Genomic DNA, 18,502 nt, shown 5'->3' on the forward strand with positions numbered 1-18,502 from the left:
GCTCACTCGCTTCTGGCCTGCTTGATCAGCTCTTCGCGGAGGTCCGGCCCCTCGGTCGCGTTCCTGAACTCCTCAAGGGCCGCGCGGGCCTTGTCGTCCAGGTTCTGCGGCACCATCACCTGGACGGTGACCAGCAGATCGGCCTTGGTGCCGTCCTTGCGCGGGGCCCCGCGCCCGCGCACCCGGAAGGTCCGCCCGTTCGGCGTCCCCTCGGGGATTCGGAGGGTCACCGGCATGCCTTTCAGCGTCGGCACCTTGATCTCGGCGCCGAGCGCGGCCTCGGGGAAGGTCACGGGGACCGAGACGGTCAGGTTCTCCCCGCTGCGGCCGAACACCGGGTGTGGCTTCACATGGACCAGCACGTAGAGGTCGCCCGCCGGGCCGCCGTTCTCACCCGGCGCGCCCTTGCCCTTGATCCTGATGCGCTGGCCGTCGCCGACCCCGGCGGGAATGCGGGCCTGGATCGTGCGGGTGCTCTTGCCGCGCCCGCTGCCCTCGCAGACGGGGCAGGGGTCGTCGACCACCAGGCCCCGGCCGCGGCAGTCGCGGCACGGCTCGGAGAAGGCGAAGTTGCCGAGGTTGCGGCTGGCCGCCCCGGTTCCCTCGCAGGTCGGGCAGACCCTCGGCGTGGTGCCGGCCTTCGCCCCCGTGCCGCCGCAGGCCGCACAGGCGGACGAACTGGTGAGCCGGAGCGACACCGTGGTGCCGTCGACCGCCTCGCCGAAGGCGAGCGTCACCTCGGACTCGACGTCCTGGCCGCGCCGTGGCCGGCCGGTCGTGGTGGTCGTGCGCGGGCCGCCGCCCCGGTTGAACAGGCCGCCGAACAGGTCCCCGATCCGTTCGCCCGAACCCGAGCCCCCGAACAGGTCGCCGAGGTCGAAGTTGAAGCTGCCGCCGCCGGGCCGCTGACCCCCCGCGCCGGTGAACCCGCCCACGCCGGACCCGAACAGCGTGCGCGCCTCGTCGTACTCCTTGCGCCGCTTGGCGTCGGAGAGCACGTCGTAGGCCGCGGAGACCTCCTTGAACTTCTCCTCGGTCTGCTTGTTGCCGGGGTTCGCGTCAGGGTGGTACTGCCGGGCGAGCTTGCGGTACGCCTTCTTGATCTCCTCGGCGCTCGCGGTCTTGGGCACACCAAGGACGGCGTAGTAGTCCTTTTCCAAGTAGTCCTTGGTGCTCATCTATCGCTTCCTTCACACGAAAGGGGAGTGACTGAGGTCTCTCCCGATCCTTCCCGATCGGGAGAGACCCCCGGCTGTTCAGTTCTCGTCGGATCCATCGGCGGCGCCGGAGTCGTCCGCCGCGTCGCGCGGCGCCTCCTCCTCGCTCGGCTCGGCGACGGCCACCCGGGCCGGGCGCAGGATCCGGTCGTTGATCCGGTAACCCGGCTGGAGGATCTCGACGCACGTCGGCTCGGTCACCTCCGCCGAGTAGCTGTGCAGCAGGGCCTCGTGCACGGTCGGGTCGAAGGGGTCGCCCTTCGTGCCGTACGCGGTCAGGCCCAGCTTGCCGACGGCCGTCTCCAGCGACTCGCTCACCTTCGCGAATCCGCCGGTGAGCTCGCCGTGGTCGCGGGCGCGCCCGATGTCGTCGAGCACCGGCAGCAACTCGGTGAGCACGCTCGCGACGGCCTGCTCCTTGACGGTGATCCGGTCGCGCTCGACCCGCTTGCGGTAGTTGCTGAACTCCGCCTGCAGGCGCTGGAGGTCGCCGGTGCGCTCCGCGAGCAGGTCCGCCGCGGACTCCTCGGCCGTCGCGACCTCCGGCTCCTGGGCGACGGAGGCGGACTCCGCCTGCGCCGCGCCGTCGTCCACCGTGGTGGCCTCGCGGGCCCTGCCGGTCTCCGGGTCGATCTTCCGGTTGTCGCGGATCACCGGCTCCTCCTGGGAACCGTTCTCACGCGGGCTCACTTGCTGCCGCCCTCCCGCTCGTCATCGACGATCTCGGCCTCGACGACGTCCTCGTCGGCCTTCGCCTGCTGGCCGGTCGCGCCCGCGCCGGCGTCCGCGCCGGGCGCGGCGCCCTCGGCTCCGGCCGCCTGGGACTGAGCGTAGATCGCCGAGCCCATCTTCTGGCTGACGGTCGCGAGCTTCTCGGCGGAGTCGCGGATGACGGCCGTGTCGGTGCCCTCCAGCGCCTTCTTCAGCTCGGCGAGGGAGTCGTTGACCTCGGTCTTCACGTCGGCCGGGACCTTGTCGTCGTTCTCGCGGAGGAACTTCTCCGTCTGGTAGGCCAGCGCGTCCGCGTTGTTGCGGACCTCGGCGTCCTCACGGCGCTTCCGGTCGTCCTCGGCATAGGACTCCGCCTCGCGCATCATGCGCTCGATGTCGTCCTTGCCCAGGGCCGAGCCGCCGGTGATGGTCATCGACTGCTCCTTGCCCGTGCCGAGGTCCTTCGCCGACACGTTCACGATGCCGTTCGCGTCGATGTCGAAGGTGACCTCGATCTGCGGGATGCCGCGCGGGGCCGGGGCGATGCCGGTCAGCTCGAAGGTGGCCAGCTTCTTGTTGTACGCCGCGATCTCGCGCTCGCCCTGGTAGACCTGGATCTGCACCGACGGCTGGTTGTCCTCGGCCGTGGTGAAGACCTCCGAGCGCTTGGTCGGGATCGTCGTGTTGCGCTCGATGATCTTGGTGAAGATCCCGCCCTTGGTCTCGATGCCGAGGCTCAGCGGGGTCACGTCGAGCAGCAGGACGTCCTTGACCTCGCCCTTGAGGACACCGGCCTGGAGCGCGGCGCCAATGGCGACGACCTCGTCCGGGTTCACGCCCTTGTTGGGCTCCTTGCCGCCGGTCAGCTCCTTGACGAGCTCGGAGACGGCCGGCATGCGGGTCGAGCCGCCGACCAGCACGACGTGGGCGATGTCGGAGACCTTGACGCCCGCGTCCTTGATGACCTGGTGGAAGGGGCCCTTGCAGCGCTCGAGCAGGTCGGCGGTGATCCGCTGGAACTCCGCCCGGGTGAGCTTCTCCTCCAGGTGCAGCGGGCCCTCGGAGGAGGCGGTGATGTAGGGCAGGTTGATCGTGGTCTCGGTCTGGGCCGACAGCTCGATCTTGGCCTTCTCGGCCGCCTCGCGCAGGCGCTGGAGGGCCATCTTGTCCTTGGCCAGGTCCACCCCGTGCGCGTTCTTGAAGCGGGTCACCAGTTCGTCGACGACGCGCTGGTCCCAGTCGTCGCCGCCGAGGTGGTTGTCGCCGCTGGTGGCCTTGACCTCGACGAACCCGTGCCCGTCCTCCTGGCCGACGTCGAGCAGGGACACGTCGAAGGTGCCGCCGCCGAGGTCGAAGACCAGGATGGTCTGGTCCTTCTCCTTGTCCAGGCCGTAGGCCAGGGCCGCGGAGGTGGGCTCGTTGATGATGCGCAGCACGTTGAGGCCCGCGATCTGGCCGGCCTCCTTGGTGGCCTGCCGCTGCGAGTCGTTGAAGTAGGCGGGAACGGTGATCACCGCGTCGGTGATCTTCTCGCCCAGGTACGCCTCCGCGTCCTGCTTGAGCTTCTGCAGGACGAACGCGCTGATCTGCTGGGGCGTGAACTTCTTGCCGTCGATCTCGACGGTCCAGTTCGTGCCCATCTCACGCTTGACCGAGCGGATGGTGCGGTCGACGTTGGTCACCGCCTGCCGCTTGGCCACCTCGCCGACGAGGACCTCTCCGTTCTTCGCGAACGCGACCACGGACGGCGTGGTCCGCGAGCCCTGTGCGTTCGCGATGACCGTGGGCTCGCCGCCCTCGAGAATCGAGACGACGGAGTTGGTCGTCCCCAGGTCGATACCTACCGCACGTGCCATGAGTACGTCCTTGTAGTCAAAGTTGAGTCGGTCAGACTCAAATACTGGACCCGATCCGGGTTCCTGTCAAACGTCTTGAGTCTACGAGGCTCAACCCCGCGGCGCGCGAATTTAGTCCCGGTATCCACGACGCCGAACCAGGCCCGCGCCTGCCCCGCCCAGGGCGAAGCTCACGGCCCGCCCTCCCTGCCCTACTTGGCGCCGTCCACCACCTTCCGGTCGCCGAGAGGGGATTCGAGTCGCACCTGCGTGGTCTTCTGGATGGCGATCGCGATGCAGACGGCGTCGGGGGAGCGCCGGTCCTGCCCCTCGTACACGGTGACCGTGACCTCGCGCGCGGTCTCCTTCACGTCGACGTGGTCGAGCACCTGGCAGGGCTCCACCCCCGACCACCACACGACGTCGAGGGAGCGGCCGCCGTCCGCGGGCGTGGCGCTCTCCCACGGGACCGCGCGCGTGTTCAGGGTGGGCCCCGCCGGGGTCACGGGAGACGGGGAGCCGGCGGGCACGACCATTCCCGGCCCCGGCGGAGCCGACTGAGGGCTCGTCTCGGCGCCGGCGGGGGAGCCCTCCGGCTGCTCGGGGTGGGCCGAGGTGGAGGAACCCCCTCCGCAGGCGGCCGCCAGGAGGACGGCCAGGAACAGGAGGACCATGAGCCAGAGCTTTCTCATGCCCTTTACACGGCTGTCAAGCTCCGGTGGTTCATTGACGCGCCGGGCTGCCGGGCTTAATTTCATCACATGATGAATTTCGCCGACACCGCCGTGGCCGTACGAGGTCTGCGGGTCTCCAGAGGCGGGGCCGAAGTCCTGCACGGGCTGACCTTCGAGGTGCCCCGAGGGCAGGTCACCGGGCTGCTCGGGCCGAGCGGCTGCGGCAAGACGACGCTGATGCGGGCCCTCGTGGGGGTCCAGGTCGTCTCGGGCGGTGAGGTGACCGTGCTTGGCGAGCCGGCCGGGAGCGCGGGCCTGCGGCGAAGGATCGGCTACTCGACGCAGAGCCCGGCCGTCTACCGCGACCTGACGGTGCTGGAGAACCTCCGCTACTTCGCCGCCGTGCTCGGGGCGCCGAAGGACGACCCCGAGCGGGTGCTGACCGAGGTGGGGCTCGCGGACGCCGCCCACCAGCTCGGCGCCACCCTCTCCGGCGGTCAGCTCAACCGGGCAGGGCTCGCGGTGGCCATGCTCGGCCGGCCCGAACTGCTCGTGCTCGACGAGCCGACCGTCGGGCTCGACCCGGTGCTCCGGCAGGAGCTGTGGGCGCTGTTCCACCGCCTCGCCGGGCGCGGCGCGACGCTCCTCGTCTCCAGCCACGTCATGGACGAGGCCGCGCGCTGCGAGCGGCTGATCGTGCTGCGCCAGGGGGAGATCCTCGCCGACGACACCCCCGACGGCCTGCGTGAGGCCACCCGCACGTCCGATCTGGAGGAGGCGTTCCTGCGCCTTGTCGCCGAGAGGGCCGCGGCATGAGCCTCGTGATCACTCTCGCGACCGCGCGCCGCATCCTGACCCAGCTCCGCCACGACCGGCGCACCGTCGCGCTGATGGTGCTCGTGCCGACGCTGGTGATGATCCTGCTTTATTACGTAATCGACGACGAACGGACGTTCGGCCGGTTCGCCCCGGTCCTGCTGTGCGTGTTCCCGTTCCTGGTGATGTTTCTCGTCACCTCGATCGCCACCCTGCGCGAGCGTACGTCGGGGACGCTGGAGCGGCTCATGGCGATGCCGCTCGGGCGGCTCGATCTCCTGCTCGGGTACGGCCTCGCCTTCGGCCTCGCGGCCTGCGCGCAGGTGGCGCTGGCGCTGGCGGTCTCCCTCACCTGGCTCGGCCTGGACGTCCCGGGCCCGCTGTGGCCGCTGGTGCTCGTCGCGCTGCTCGACGCCCTGCTCGGCACCGCGCTCGGCCTGCTGTGCAGCGCGTTCGCCCGTACGGAGTTCCAGGCCGTGCAGCTGATGCCGGTCGTCATGATCCCCCAGGTCCTGCTCGGGGGGATCCTCGTGCCGCGCGCCCGGATGACGCCGGTGCTCGAATGGGTCTCCGACGTGCTGCCCATGTCGTACGCGATCGAGGCCATGGCGCGCGCCTGCGCGGACCCGGACCCGGGCGGCGAGTTCTGGCGCGACGTGGCCCTGGTCGCCGGGTCGGCCGTGCTCGCGCTTCTCCTCGGCGCCGCGACGCTGCGCCGCCGTACGCCGTGAGCGGCGCCCGGAGACGGACGGGCCCCCGGCCTGTCGAAGACCGGGGGCCTGTCCGTGGGGGGTGTATCGAGGTGGCTCGAAGGGGAGGTCAGCGTTCGCCGGGCACCCAGTCGTCGATCTGGGTGGGCGCCGCGTTCAGCGCGGCGGCCCGGGCCGGCGGAACCGGGTCGGCGAACGGCGCGCAGTGCAGGTCCGGCCCCGGCCGGCTCGCGGGCAGCGTGCCGTCGGTCAGGTAGGCCTTCCAGGCGTCGTCGATACAGGCGTCGCCCCGCCCGGTCAGGCCGTGGTTGCCGCCGCCGTCCATGACGACGAGGCGCGAGTTCGGGAAGCGCCTGTGCATCTCGGCCCCGCCCTCGTACGGCGTGGCGGCGTCCTTGGTGTCCTGGAAGAACAGCGCGTTCTTCACGGCCCGGCCGTCGACGCGCTGCTCGTGCGCCGCGCGCACCGGCCAGAAGGCGCACTGCGCGTTGAACCAGGCGTTGCCCCAGCTCAGGAAGGGCGCGGCGCGGTACGACTGCCACATGTCGCGGTGCCACCTCGGCCAGTCGCGCGGCCAGGCCGCGTCGGAGCACTCGACGGCGGAGTAGACGGCGAACGTGTTGTCGTCGCCGCTGGAGTCGCCGTACGTGCCGTAGGCGGCGAGGAGCGGAGCGGCCTCACCGGCGGTCAGATACCTGGAGAGCGCGTTCGCGAGCAGCGGCCAGCGGCTCTTGAGGTAGCCGCCCGCCAGATAGGTGTCGTCGAACTCGTCCGGCCCGACCCGGCCCTCCGCCGGGGTGTCCTTCAGCTTGGCGCGGGCCGCGTAGAACGCCTTCTCCACCTCGTCGCCGGTGGTGCCGAGGTGGTAGGTCGAGTCGTACGTCGCGATCCAGGCGAAGAAGTCCTTGGCGCGGCCCTCGAACGCGTGGTTCTGGTCGATGTTGGCCTCGTACCACACCCGCGAGGGGTTGACGATGCTGTCCAGCACGAGCCGGCGGACCCGGTTCGGGAACAGCGTCGCGTACGTCGCGCCGAGGTAGGTGCCGTAGGAGTAGCCGACGTAGCTGATCTGCTCCTGGCCGAGGGCCTTTCGGATCTGGTCCATGTCGTTGGCCGCGTCGACCGTGGTCATGTTCCTGAGCATGTCGCCGTAGATCCGGCCGCACGCCTGCGCGTACTTCTGGGAGCGCTGGGCCCAGGCCAGCTCCTCGGTGATGTTCGCGGGCACGTAGTCGGGCCGCACCGGGTCGGCGAAGTTCGGGTCGCAGCTCAGCGAGGGCTCGCTGGAGCCGACGCCGCGCGGGTCGAAGCCGATCAGGTCGTACTGCGCGGCGAGCGCGGGGCCGAGGCGCGTCTGCATGACCGCCGGGTACGCGAGGCCGCTGCCGCCGGGCCCGCCGGGATTGAACAGGATCGCGCCCTGGTAGTGGGCCGTGTCGGTCGCCTTCCTCCGGGAGACCGCGATCTTGATCTTCTCGCCCTTGGGACGGCCGTAGTCCAGCGGCACCTCGATCTTCGTGCACTCGACACCCGTGGGCAGGCCCTCGCACTGGGTCCACTGCGGCGCCGGCGCCGGCGGCGCGTGCTCGGGGCCCTGGGGGGCACCGGCCGCGGGCGACGCGGCCAGCACGCCACTCAGACCCAGGCCGGCGGCGGCCAGCGCAACGAGGATCTTCTTCACGTGCACCCCTTCGGCGCCGGCGGCCCCGTCGATGAAGCCGAGTTATGACACCCTTGGCCGATCATCCGGGCAAAAGAGTAGTAAAGCGACACTCGCCGTCACTTGGATGCAAAACCGCAACATTCGTGATGGGCATGGAATGACATGACGTGTCGGAGGCCGCCGGGCCGCGGCACGTCCCTCCGGCGGGATCGGTAAGCTGCGCGGAGATCCGGCGAGTACAGGAAGGCATCAGGGATGATCGCGATTCTCGGGACCGGAAAGATGGGCGAGGCCCTGCTCTCCGGGCTGGTGCGCGCCGGTCTGCGGCCGGACGAGATCGTGGCGACGGCCCGCAGGCCCGAGCGGGCCGAGGCGCTGCGCGAGCGGTACGGCGTGCGGGTGGCGGGCAACGCCGAGGCCGCCAAGCTGGCCGAGACACTCATCCTCGCCGTCAAGCCGCAGGACATGGGCGCGCTGCTGGCCGAGATCGCCCCGCACGTGCCCGCCGACCGACTGGTGATCTCCGTCGCCGCCGGCATCACGACCGCCTTCGTGGAGACCAGGCTCGGGGACGGCGTTGCGGTCGTCCGCGTCATGTCGAACACGCCCGTCCTGGTCGACGAGGCGATGAGCGTCATCTCGGCCGGGGCGCACGCCTCGGAGGAGCACCTCCGGCGGACCGAGGCCCTGCTCAGCCCGGTGGGCAAGGTGCTGCGGATCCCGGAGGCGCAGCAGGACGCCGCCACCGCGCTGTCCGGCAGCGGCCCGGCCTACTTCTTCTACCTCGTCGAGGCGATGGTCGACGCCGGGATCCTGCTCGGCATGCCGCGCGCCGCCGCCCTCGACATGGTCACCCAGTCGATCGTCGGCGCCGCGATCATGCTGCGCGACTCGGGGGAACACCCGGTGATCCTGCGCGAGGCCGTGACCTCGCCCGGAGGCACCACGATCGCCGCCATCGCCGAGCTGGAACGGCACAAGGTCAGGGCCGCGTTCCTCGACGCGATCGAGGCCGCCTGCGAGCGCAGCCGCCGCCTCGCCTCCGGCTGACGGCCACGAGCCCGGGCGATACCGTTCTGGTATGAGTCACTGCGATTGCGTGGCCGTATGAGCCGGGCGGTGCGGGTCGTCTGGGACGACGCTCTGGTCACGTACGACTTCGGGCCCGGCCACCCCCTCGCGCCCGTGCGCGTCGAGCTCACCATGGCGCTCGCCCGGGAGATGGGCGTGCTCGACGCGGTCGAGACGACCGGCTGCGTCCCCGCCACCGACGACGAGATCGCGCTGGTCCACAAGCGGGACTACATCGAGGCGGTCAAGACCGTCTCCCGGGACGGCCGGCCCGACCTGCGGTACGGGCTCGGCACCGAGGACAACCCCGCCTTCGCGGGCGTGCACGAGGCGTCCGCGCTGGTCACCGGGGCCACGCTGGCCGCCGCCAGGGCCGTGTGGGACGGCGCGGCCGAGCACGCGGTCAACGTCGCGGGGGGCCTGCACCACGCCATGCCCGGCGCCGCCAGCGGCTTCTGCGTCTACAACGACCCGGCGGTCGCGATCGCGTGGCTGCTGTCGCACGGCGCGTCCCGCGTCGCGTACGTGGACGTGGACGTGCACCACGGCGACGGGGTGCAGGCGGCGTTCCACGACGATCCCCGGGTGCTCACGATCAGCCTGCACGAGAGCCCGCGCACGCTCTTCCCCGGCACCGGGTTCCCGCACGAGACGGGCGCCGAGGGCACCGCGGTCAACGTCGCGCTGCCGGCGGGCTGCGGCGACACCGGGTGGCTGCGGGCCTTCCACGCGGTCGTCCCGCCGCTGCTGCGGCATTTCCGGCCGGAGGTCCTGGTCACCCAGCAGGGGTGCGACAGCCACGCCCTCGATCCGCTGGCGCACCTCATGCTCAGCCTCGACGGGCAGCGCACGGCGTACGCCGCGCTGCACCGGCTGGCCCACGAGACCGCGGACGGGCGCTGGATCGCGCTGGGCGGCGGGGGCTACGAACTCGTCCAGGTCGTGCCGAGGGCGTGGACGCACCTGATCGCCGAGGCCGCCGGGCATCCCGTCGACCCCGGCGCCGCCACGCCGGCGGCCTGGCGGACGTACGTGACGGAACGGACCGGCGAGATCCCGCCGTTGCGGATGACCGACGGGCGGCATCCACAGTGGCGTGACTTCTCCGAGGGGTACGATCCAGCCGACGCCGTCGACCGGGCCGTCATCGCGACCAGGAAGGCGGTCTTCCCCTTCCACGGTCTGGATCCCATGCCCTGACATGTCCGGAATTGCGCCGAGCCGAGGAGCGCTGTACCAGTCGTGACCCGACCGTCCTCCCCTCCCTCCTCCCGACCGTCCTCCCCGCCGTCCCCGGCATCGCCCTCCCGGGCCGAACTGCGCGAGCACCTCGTACGGACCGCCATCGCCGGCGACGTCGCGACCAGCCGGGAGAACAACCTCGATCACTACCGGTCGCTCGCGCTGCGCGACCCGCACTACCTTTTCGGGCTCACCTTCGAGGGCGAGTGGTCCTACGACGACGTGCTGCGGCTGATGGCCGACCGGGCCGGCGTGGCGGCCGACCCCGGTCACCGCGAGGGCCAGGACACCATCGACCCCGAGCGGACCATCGACGCGGTGGAGGAGATGGGAGACCGGGTCGCCAAGGTCCTGCGACGTGGCTCGGCCCGGATCGTCGTGGCCACCGGCCACCCCACCGGCCTGCTCACCGTCCACCTCGCCCTGGCCAGGTTCGCGGCCGAAAACGGGGCGACCCTGCTGTCCCCCGCGGAGGGGTGGGGCTACGTCGGCGGGCTCGGCCGCCGCAGGCGGATCCGCTACCTCGACGGCGTGGCGATGCTGGAGGACCGCGGCACGTTCGTGCACACCCACGACCCGCACCCGATGCGGGCGATGCTGGCCGAGGAGCGCCCCGACCTGGTGATCGCCGATCACGGCTGGGCGGGGGCGGCGGGCGAGGCCGGGATCGAGACCGTGGGCTTCGCCGACAGCAACGACCCCGCGCTGTTCGTGGGGGAGGCGGAGGGCAAGATCGCCGTCAGCGTCCCGCTCGACGACAACGTGCTTCCCCGGCACTACGCGCCGTTGACCTCATATCTGATCGCGCGCATCGCCCGTAGCCTCTGACACCCTTACGGACCTCCCAAACCGGGCATTTCGCGCCCGCTTTTGCACCCGTGTGTCGGGCGGTTGCCAACTTTTTTCTGATCCTGGGCGACTCTTATGTGAGAGAAGTTGGTCCGTTCCAAGATTGAGGCGAGGGGCACGGCCCTGCTGCTGCCAGCGGCTTTCCCGATTTTGACGGCACACGGCTCCGCTGATGATGGAATGGGGGGTTTGCCTACTCGGAGTCCGGACTTACGCTGACGGCAGTACACGTGCGTGAGCGATGGCACCAGTGGGGATAACCCGGAAACACGTGCGGAAGAGGCGTCCGATGGGTGCAGGCGAAAGACCTCTCAGCGAGGTGAAGTTCTTGACGGTGGCCGAGGTGGCGACCGTCATGCGGGTGTCCAAGATGACGGTGTACCGGCTCGTGCACTCGGGCGAGTTACCGGCCATCCGTGTCGGCCGGTCCTTCAGAGTGCCGGAGCAGGCGGTGCACGACTACTTGCGGGACGCGTTCATAGAAGCGGGTTGAACGCCCTCGGACGACCACGCTTGACGGCGGCGTGGTCGGCCCCCGCCCGACGCGGGGTCCCCCGGGGGAGCGATCTACCGTGGATCGCCGGTAGGCTGTTGTGCCGGTGTGCGCTCGCGCGCCGGTTCGACTGTCACCACCTTCACCTGGGGGTCCCGTGGGCTCTGTGATCAAGAAGCGCCGCAAGCGTATGGCCAAGAAGAAGCACCGCAAGCTGCTCAAGAAGACCCGCATCCAGCGGCGTAACAAGAAGTAGCCGAGACGGAGCGCGCACCGGTCCCGAGGGACCGGGCGACCGTCGAACACGCACACCCCCGGCGAGGCGTCGATGACTCGTACCGTGCTGGTCACGGGTGTCCGCGGTCACATCGGCGCCCGTGTGGCGGCCGCGCTCGCGGGCGATCCGGAGATCGACCGCGTCATCGGCGTGGACACCGCGCCGCCGCCGGCCCCTCGTGGGCGGGGCGGCGAGCAGGACGGCCCGGTGCCCGGCCGCACCGAGTTCGTCCACGTCGCGCTGCGCGGTCCGGACCTGGCTCGGGTCATCCGGGACGCCGACGTCGACACGGTCGTCCATCTCAGCCTGGTCAGCGGCAGCGGCCGCGGCGACCGCCGGGCCGATGGGACGGGCGGTGGCCGGTCGGCCATGAAAGAGCACAACGTCATCGGCACGATGCAGTTGCTCGCGGCCTGCCAGCGCTCCGCCACGGTGCGCCGCGTGGTCGTGCGCTCCACCACGGCCGTGTACGGCTCCTCGCCGCACGCTCCCGCCGTGTTCACGGAGGACACCGAGCCCGCCGAGGTCGCGCGCCACGGGTACGCCAGGGACGCCACGGAGGTCGAGACGTACGTCCGGGGCTTCGCCCGGCGGCGGCCCGACGTGACGACGACCACGCTGCGGTTCGCCAACCTCATGGGGCCCGGCGTCGACTCGCCGCTCACGCGCTACTTCTCGCAGCCCGTGCTGCCCACCGTGCTCGGTTTCGATCCGCGGCTGCAGTTCGTCCACGAGGACGACGCCGTCGAGGTGCTGTGCCGTACGGCCGGGGCGGACCATCCCGGCGTGTTCAACGTGGCGGGCGACGGCGTCCTGCTGCTCTCGCAGTGCGCGCGGCGCACGGGCCGGCCGGTGGTCCCGCTGCCGTCCCCGGCCTTCCGCCTGGCCGGCGGGCTGGCCAGAGGCGCCCGGCTGGTCGACTTCTCGCCCGAGCAGCTCACGCTGATGAGCCACGGCCGCGCGGTGGACACCGCCAGGATCACCGCCGAGCTGGGCTGGCGCCCGAAGTACGGCACGGCGGCGGCGTTCGACGACTTCCTGCGGTCCCGGGCGGTCCCGGGCGGCGCCGGCCACCTGCCGCTCGCCGCGGTCGACTGGCTGGCCGATCTCCTGACGAAGCGGTGACCCCGATGGACGACTTCCGGGACCGGCGCGCGGCCGGGAACGGCCCTCCGGCCGGACTCGTGGACGGCGACGGGTCCGGTGAGCGGCTCGCGGAGCTGTTCGCCTTCCTGCGCCGCAGGATCACCGGTGACTACGAGGTCGACGAGTTCGGCTTCGACCCCGAGCTGAACGACCGGGTGCTGCTGGAGGCGCTGCGCCCGCTCTACCGGCACTGGTTCAGGACCGAGACCCTCGGCCTGGAGAACGTGCCGGCCGACGCCGGGGCCCTGATCGTGGCCAACCACTCCGGCACGCTGCCGGTGGACGCGCTGATGCTCCAGGTCGCGGTCAACGACGAGCTGGGCCGGCCGCTGCGCCTCCTCGGCGCCCACCTGGTCTACCAGCTTCCCGTGCTCGGGCATCTGGCCCGCAAGTCGGGGCACACGCTCGCCTGCCCCGAGGACGCCGACCGCCTGCTGCGCAAGGGCGAGGTCGTCGGCGTCTTCCCCGAGGGCTTCAAGGGCATCGGCAAGCCGTTCTCCGAGCGCTACCGGCTGCAGAGGTTCGGCCGGGGCGGGTTCGTCGCCTCGGCGATCAGGGCCGGTGTGCCGATCGTCCCGTGCGCCATCGTGGGGGCGGAGGAGATCTACCCCAAGATCGGTGACCTTCCGTCGCTCGCGCGGCTGCTCGGCCTGCCGTACCTGCCGATCACGCCGCTGTTCCCCTGGCTCGGGCCGCTCGGCCTGGTCCCGCTGCCGTCGAAGTGGCTGATCGAGTTCGGCGAGCCGGTCCGCACCGATGCCTACGACCCGGAGGAGGCCGACGACCCCGCGGTGGTCTTCGACCTCACCGACCACGTCCGGGAGACCATGCAGCGGCGGCTGGACGCCCTGCGGCTGCGCCGCGGGGCCGCGTTCCCCCCGATCTGAGGTCCCGGCTCCAGGAGCCAGAGAATGGTTCAGAGGGTGGAGCGGTAGTGGCGGCGCAGGGCGATGCCGGCGGCGACGCCGCCCGCGATGGCCCCCGCCGTCGCCGCGATCGGCAGCCCGATCATCGTCGCCTTCCGGCCCGTACGGAAGTCGCGGGTCTCCCAGCCGTTGTCCCTGGCGTGCTCGCGCAGCTCGCTGTCGGGGTTGATGGCGTACGGATGGCCCACGAGCGAGAGCATCGGCAGGTCGTTGGACGAGTCGCTGTAGGCCGAGCACCGGCTGAGGTCGAGACCCTCACGCCGGGCCAGCGCCCGTACGGCCTCGGCCTTGGCCGGGCCGTGCAGCAGGTCGCCGACCAGCCGCCCGGTGTAGGCGCCGTCGGCGGTCTCGGCGACCGTGCCGAGCGCGCCGGTGAGCCCGAGCCGCTGCGCGATGACCCGGGCCAGCTCCACCGGGGTCGCGGTGACCAGCCACACCCGCTGCCCGGCGTCGAGATGCGCCTGGGCCAGCGCGCGGGTGCCCGCCCACACGCGGTCGGCCATCACGTCGTCGTAGATCTCCTCGCCCAGCCGGACGACCTCGTCCACCTTGAGCCCCGCGACGAAGGCGAGGGCCATCTCCTTGGCCCTGGCGATGTGCTCGGGGTTCTCGTTGCCCCGGACGCGAAACCACGCCTGCCCGACGGCGAACTTCGCCAGGTCGCGGGTGGTGAACAGGCCGCGCGAGGCGAGCCCGCGCGCGAAGTGGTAGATGGAGGCGCCGCGCATCATGGTGTTGTCGACGTCGAAGAACGCCGCCGCGGTCAGATCCGGCACGACCTCGGGGGCGGACACCGCCGCGGCGGCGGCCACCTCACCGGCGATCTCCGCCGCTTCCGTTCGTCGCAATAGCCGCCTCATGGCTCCTCAGCTTAATCGCCGGACACCGTCCCGAACGTGAGCGGGACATGACGTGTCAGCGTCCGGAAGCCGTGAAAGCGTCGATGTAATGCAGGTACTGCGCGGCCTTGTCGCGGTTCTCGTCGTCGAGTTTCGGCAGCAGCGGCTCCACCGCCCTGCGCTGCTGACGCGCGAACCGCCGCGCCTCGCCGTCGGCCCGGTCGCGCTGCGCCACCCGGGTCAGCGCGGCCCTGGTCTTCGTCTCCATGTCGTCGAGCGTCTGGGCGATCAACCGGCGGCGGTCGGGGGCGGCCTGGCCGATCAGCGAGGCGGCCTCCGCCGCCCGCAGCCGGGCCGCGGCCATCTCCCGCTCCGCCCGGTCCCTCTCGTCGTACGCCAGGACGAGCACGGTCGACTCGGCCACCCGCTTCAGCGGGTACAGCACCTGGCCTGGCACCGCGTGGTACGTGTGCACGCCGGTGGCGAACATCCCGGCCAGCGCGGCGCCGAAGACCAGGACGGGACGCACCCGGACGAGAAGGGATCGGCGGGGACGGGCACGCCGGCTCCCGGCGTGGGCGGCGGGAGGCGCCGCGTGCCTCCCGGCGGCGCGTTCGGCGGCGTGGGCGCGCATGAGATCGGCCCGCAGGCTCTCGCGGAAGTCGGGGCTCGGGCCGCCGTTCACCAGGGACCGCAGGGCCGTCATCCGCGCGGCGATCCGCCGGGTGCGGGCCGCGGTCCGGCCGCCCTTCCGGCGCCAGGGTCGCCACCAGCCCATCACGGTTCCCGCCATCCCCCGCTCGACGTCGGCGACTGTGTCCCGGCCGGATCGACCGCCCTCGCGAGGATCCGACCTGCGACATGCCCAACGACAGGGTGTGGGAATGGTTACGGGCTGTCAGCGAGATCGTCCGGGAGCGCCCGGGCGAGCGCCCTGATCGCCCGGAACTGCAGGGCCTTGATCGCTCCGGACTTCTTGCCCATGATTTTCGCCGTCTCCGCGAGCGACATGCCCTCCACGAACCGCAGGATCACGCATTCCTGCTGCTCCGGGCCGAGCTGCTTGAGCGCCTGCATGAGGCGCTCGTTCACCATGTTCGTGACGACCGCGTTCTCGGGGATGTGCGGGCCGTCCAGAGGTGTGTCGAGAATCACTGCGGTGGTGACCTCAAGCCGGTTGCGGCCCGACTTGTAGTGATCGGTGATGAGGTTGCGGGCGATGGTGACCAGCCAGGCGCCGAAGTCGCGGCCCTGCCAGGTGAAGTCGGCGATGCCCCGCAGCGCGCGCAGGAACGTGTCGCTCGTCAGGTCCTCGGCCAGCGCGTGGCTGCCCACCCGGAAGTAGACGTACCGGTAGACCAGGTCGAGGTAATGGTCGTAGAGAAGGCCGAACGCCTCGCTGTCGCCGGTCTTGGCGCGCAGCACGAGGCTTCGCATCTCGTCGTCTTCATGGTCGTGTTCGTGGCTGTGCTCGCGGCCGTGTCGCCGGCCGCGCTCGGTGAGATCCGCGGAGCGCGAGGGCTGCGCGGATACGGCGGCGGCCGGAGGCGACAGCCCGGCCAACGGCCACAGGTTCGGCATCCGTTATCCCATGGGGGAAGGGGAGTCGGCGTGCGGCAACACTCTAGAAATCAACGAGGGATAACACAATCCGTTCAAGTGGAAGAACTCGCCGCGGGAGGACGGGCCCGCCCTGGCACGCGGCGTCGGCGGTGCCCGGGCAACCGGTCGGAGCGCTGGCCGGGGCGCTGGTCAGGACGCTGATCCGGGACGGGACGGAACGAACTCCGCCGGAGCCGGAGACCCGCCGGCGGCGCCGGATCACCCACCCATACAGGGCGACCGGCTACCCGTGCGAAGGCGTTGTCAGGCAGCATGGGTGCCACCATGGAAGTCCTCGTCGCTCTCCTCGCGTTCGCCGGCGCCCTGCTCGCCGGCATCACCACCGGCGTCCTCGTCGGGCGTCTCCGTGACGAGCCGGCCGGATGGCTGATCGCGTGGAGCATCGCCACGGGCGCGCTCGCGGTGTCGCTCGGCGCCGTCGCCGTCGGCCACCTCACCGGCTTCGGGCCCCTGACGTTCCGGGCGTACCAGATCACCGGGTCGCTGCTGGCCCCGCTGTGGCTGGCCGTCGGTGTGCTCCAGCTTCTCGCGGAGAAGGCGGCGGCCCGCTTCGCCGGGTGGCTGCTCGGCGCCGCTCTCACGGTCGTGGGCACGGTCATCATGGTGCTGGACCCCATCGTGGCCTCGGGGTTCGCCAAGGCGCTGCCCGACGGTCCCACCCACTGGGACCTGTGGCCCGAATGGCTGCTGCGGGGCGTCCACGGGCTGGTGGTGTTCCTGCTCCTCCTCGCCCTCGGCATCGCGCTGATGAGCTGGCGGGACGGCGACGACTACGACGCCGACAACATGAACGCGACCGTGGTGATCGCGCCCGCGGGCATGGCCGTCGCGGGCGCGCTGGAGTTCGGGCTCCCTGGGCTGGTCGTCGTCGTGCTCATGGCCGCCGCCGCCGGGGGCGTCTGGTACGCCGTGGCCCGTCCACTCGCGCCGTACGACGACGAGGACGAGGAGGACGAGGCGCCCGAGGAGGAGTGGCAGGGCCGGCGCGGCGGGCGGGCCGACACCGCCCTGCGCGCCGAGAGCCGCGTGCCCTCCGCGCCCTCGGGTCCGAACGTCGCCCCGGGAGGCCCCAGTGGCATGGGAGGCCCCGGTGGCATGGGAAACCCGGGTGCCCGGGGCGCGGCGGCGGGTGCGGCAGGAGCGGCGGGGGCGGTCCCGCCCGGCGCCGCGCCGCGCCGCTCGGGGCTGGGCGACCTGGTGGCCGAATACCGCGCGGGCGAGCAGGGCGAGGTCGACTACGCGGCCCGCATGCGCCCTCCGGACGGACGCCCGCTCGCCGACGACTTCGGCGGGCCCGCGACCGGCCAGCTTCTGGCCGCCGACCAGTACGGCCAGCCGCGCCGGCCCGACTACGCCATGCCCGCCACGCCCGCCATGCCCGTCGGCCCGGCGGCCGCGCCGGACCGGGCGATGCCCGCGACGGGAGCGGTCTATCCCGGGGCGCCGATGGGTGCCACCCCGGTGGGCGGGGCGGAGCTGCCCAGCCCGGCCGACCTCGCGGCGAGCTTCGGCGTGGGCTTTGGCCGGTCCCGGCAGGGCGCGAGCCCCGAGGGAGCGCAGCAGGCGGGCCGCCCGGCCCGGCAGGGGGGCTCGGTGAAGCCGTCCCCCGGCATCTACGGCCTGCTGACCGTGTTCACGCTGCTCGACGGCTCGGGAGAGGCGTTCGACAAGCTGGCGGAGGAGACGGTGGAGGCCGTGCAGCGCAACGAGCCCGACACGCTGCTGTTCGTCTGCCACGCGGTGAAGTCGGCCCCACTCCAGCGCATCGTCTACGAGCTCTACCGCGACGAGGTCGGCTACGGCGAGCACCAGCGGCAGCCGCACATGGAGCGGTTCACCACCGAGCGGGTGAAGTACGTGCTGGCCGCCAACGTCATCGAACTCGCCGTCAACGCCGCCAAGGTCGTCCCGCTCCCCACCCGCATGTGAGCGGGGACGGGTCGGTCTCCACGGCCCCCGTCACCATTCGGCGGCCGCGGGGGCCAGTTGAGATCGGGAGCCGACGTCAGCGGGCGAGGGCGGCGCGGAGGCGGGTCTCGTCGACCCTCCAGTAGGTGTGCTGGACGCCGTCGACCAGCACGACCGGGATCATCTCCCAGTATTCGGCCTGGTCCTCCGGCGAGGCGGTGATGTCGCGCTCCTCCCACGCGACGCCGAGCTCGCCCGCCACCCGCTCGACGATCGCGCGGGCGTCGTCGCAGAGATGACAGCCGGGCTTGCCGAGCAGGGTGATCCGGTGATCCGCAGGAGCCATGCCGTCAGCGTAGTCACGCTCCCGGCGTCCCCACGATCCCCGGGTGCCGCGATCATGTGCGTCACGACCCCGGTGGACCCGGATCGGCGACCGGCGCACCCTCCTGGGACGCTGGAGAGCACGATCGACTTTGTGCATAGCTTCACAAAGGCACTA

The 18,502-nt window shown here is 71.7% G+C and carries 19 protein-coding genes; 10 read left to right on the plus strand and 9 right to left on the minus strand.

The features are described from left to right. Positions 1 to 2: 2 nt before the first annotated feature. The 4 genes from dnaJ to Mam01_RS13925 all read right to left on the minus strand — a co-directional run bounded on the left by dnaJ (position 3) and on the right by Mam01_RS13925 (position 4,455). Positions 3 to 1,178 (minus strand): molecular chaperone DnaJ, encoded by a 1,176-nt coding sequence (dnaJ, locus tag Mam01_RS13910; protein WP_204285751.1) that lies wholly within the window; start codon positions 1,176 to 1,178, stop codon positions 3 to 5. Between the two features lie 78 nt (positions 1,179 to 1,256). Beyond that, a complete protein-coding gene (grpE, locus tag Mam01_RS13915; RefSeq protein ID WP_204285752.1) occupies positions 1,257 to 1,907 on the minus strand; it encodes a nucleotide exchange factor GrpE in 651 nt (216 codons plus the stop codon). Next, positions 1,904 to 3,784, minus strand: coding sequence for a molecular chaperone DnaK (dnaK, locus tag Mam01_RS13920; RefSeq protein ID WP_204285753.1), 1,881 nt, complete (start codon positions 3,782 to 3,784; stop codon positions 1,904 to 1,906). Before dnaK ends, grpE begins: the two co-directional genes overlap by 4 nt. Before the next feature lie 191 nt (positions 3,785 to 3,975). Further along, complete coding sequence (locus Mam01_RS13925) at positions 3,976 to 4,455, minus strand: hypothetical protein (RefSeq protein WP_239101293.1); 480 nt, start codon at positions 4,453 to 4,455, stop codon at positions 3,976 to 3,978. A 69-nt stretch (positions 4,456 to 4,524) separates the two neighbouring features. Here Mam01_RS13925 and Mam01_RS13930 point away from each other — a divergent pair, with 69 nt between their 5' ends. Next, positions 4,525 to 5,253 (plus strand): ABC transporter ATP-binding protein, encoded by a 729-nt coding sequence (locus Mam01_RS13930; RefSeq protein ID WP_204285754.1) that lies wholly within the window; start codon positions 4,525 to 4,527, stop codon positions 5,251 to 5,253. Further along, the gene (locus tag Mam01_RS13935; protein ID WP_204285755.1) at positions 5,250 to 5,984 is read left to right on the plus strand and encodes an ABC transporter permease; all 735 of its coding nucleotides are present in this window, start codon (positions 5,250 to 5,252) and stop codon (positions 5,982 to 5,984) included. Before Mam01_RS13930 ends, Mam01_RS13935 begins: the two co-directional genes overlap by 4 nt. Positions 5,985 to 6,072: 88 nt before the next feature. Here Mam01_RS13935 and Mam01_RS13940 read toward each other — a convergent pair whose 3' ends face one another. Beyond that, on the minus strand, positions 6,073 to 7,644 hold the full coding sequence (locus Mam01_RS13940; protein WP_204285756.1) for an alpha/beta hydrolase: 1,572 nt from the start codon (positions 7,642 to 7,644) through the stop codon (positions 6,073 to 6,075). 237 nt (positions 7,645 to 7,881) lie between these two features. Here Mam01_RS13940 and proC point away from each other — a divergent pair, with 237 nt between their 5' ends. The 7 genes from proC to Mam01_RS13975 all read left to right on the plus strand — a co-directional run bounded on the left by proC (position 7,882) and on the right by Mam01_RS13975 (position 13,591). Beyond that, positions 7,882 to 8,676 carry a pyrroline-5-carboxylate reductase gene (gene proC, locus Mam01_RS13945; RefSeq protein WP_117409144.1) on the plus strand — a complete coding sequence of 265 codons (795 nt, stop codon included), beginning with the start codon at positions 7,882 to 7,884 and terminating at the stop codon, positions 8,674 to 8,676. A gap of 57 nt (positions 8,677 to 8,733) precedes the next feature. Next, complete coding sequence (locus tag Mam01_RS13950) at positions 8,734 to 9,897, plus strand: acetoin utilization protein AcuC (protein ID WP_204285757.1); 1,164 nt, start codon at positions 8,734 to 8,736, stop codon at positions 9,895 to 9,897. Between the two features lie 42 nt (positions 9,898 to 9,939). Continuing rightward, on the plus strand, positions 9,940 to 10,767 hold the full coding sequence (locus Mam01_RS13955) for a phosphatase (RefSeq protein WP_150935770.1): 828 nt from the start codon (positions 9,940 to 9,942) through the stop codon (positions 10,765 to 10,767). A 310-nt stretch (positions 10,768 to 11,077) separates the two neighbouring features. After that, positions 11,078 to 11,281 carry a helix-turn-helix domain-containing protein gene (locus tag Mam01_RS13960; RefSeq protein WP_030456159.1) on the plus strand — a complete coding sequence of 68 codons (204 nt, stop codon included), beginning with the start codon at positions 11,078 to 11,080 and terminating at the stop codon, positions 11,279 to 11,281. 157 nt (positions 11,282 to 11,438) lie between these two features. Continuing rightward, positions 11,439 to 11,537 (plus strand): 30S ribosomal protein bS22, encoded by a 99-nt coding sequence (locus Mam01_RS13965; protein ID WP_018654693.1) that lies wholly within the window; start codon positions 11,439 to 11,441, stop codon positions 11,535 to 11,537. A 72-nt stretch (positions 11,538 to 11,609) separates the two neighbouring features. Next, a complete protein-coding gene (locus tag Mam01_RS13970) occupies positions 11,610 to 12,683 on the plus strand; it encodes an NAD-dependent epimerase/dehydratase family protein (RefSeq protein WP_204285758.1) in 1,074 nt (357 codons plus the stop codon). A 5-nt stretch (positions 12,684 to 12,688) separates the two neighbouring features. Further along, a complete protein-coding gene (locus Mam01_RS13975; protein WP_204285759.1) occupies positions 12,689 to 13,591 on the plus strand; it encodes a lysophospholipid acyltransferase family protein in 903 nt (300 codons plus the stop codon). Positions 13,592 to 13,620: 29 nt separating this feature from the next. Here Mam01_RS13975 and Mam01_RS13980 read toward each other — a convergent pair whose 3' ends face one another. The 3 genes from Mam01_RS13980 to Mam01_RS13990 form a co-directional block, all read right to left on the minus strand. After that, entirely contained in the window at positions 13,621 to 14,490 is an 870-nt protein-coding gene (locus Mam01_RS13980; RefSeq protein WP_204285760.1) for an HAD family hydrolase, read from the minus strand. Positions 14,491 to 14,545: 55 nt separating this feature from the next. Next, the gene (locus Mam01_RS13985; RefSeq protein ID WP_204285761.1) at positions 14,546 to 15,262 is read right to left on the minus strand and encodes a DUF5667 domain-containing protein; all 717 of its coding nucleotides are present in this window, start codon (positions 15,260 to 15,262) and stop codon (positions 14,546 to 14,548) included. Between the two features lie 95 nt (positions 15,263 to 15,357). Continuing rightward, positions 15,358 to 16,050 carry a sigma-70 family RNA polymerase sigma factor gene (locus Mam01_RS13990; protein ID WP_150935782.1) on the minus strand — a complete coding sequence of 231 codons (693 nt, stop codon included), beginning with the start codon at positions 16,048 to 16,050 and terminating at the stop codon, positions 15,358 to 15,360. A 306-nt stretch (positions 16,051 to 16,356) separates the two neighbouring features. On the opposite strand from Mam01_RS13990, the gene Mam01_RS13995 reads away from it, so the two are divergent. Continuing rightward, positions 16,357 to 18,021: a putative quinol monooxygenase gene (locus tag Mam01_RS13995; RefSeq protein WP_204285762.1), complete on the plus strand. Its 1,665-nt coding sequence runs from the start codon at positions 16,357 to 16,359 to the stop codon at positions 18,019 to 18,021. 76 nt (positions 18,022 to 18,097) lie between these two features. Here the strand turns inward: Mam01_RS13995 and Mam01_RS14000 are convergent, their stop codons facing one another. After that, positions 18,098 to 18,346: a glutaredoxin family protein gene (locus Mam01_RS14000; protein WP_204285763.1), complete on the minus strand. Its 249-nt coding sequence runs from the start codon at positions 18,344 to 18,346 to the stop codon at positions 18,098 to 18,100. Positions 18,347 to 18,502 lie beyond the last annotated feature (156 nt).

This window comes from Microbispora amethystogenes (genome assembly GCF_016863015.1).
Lineage (GTDB): Bacteria > Actinomycetota > Actinomycetes > Streptosporangiales > Streptosporangiaceae > Microbispora > Microbispora amethystogenes.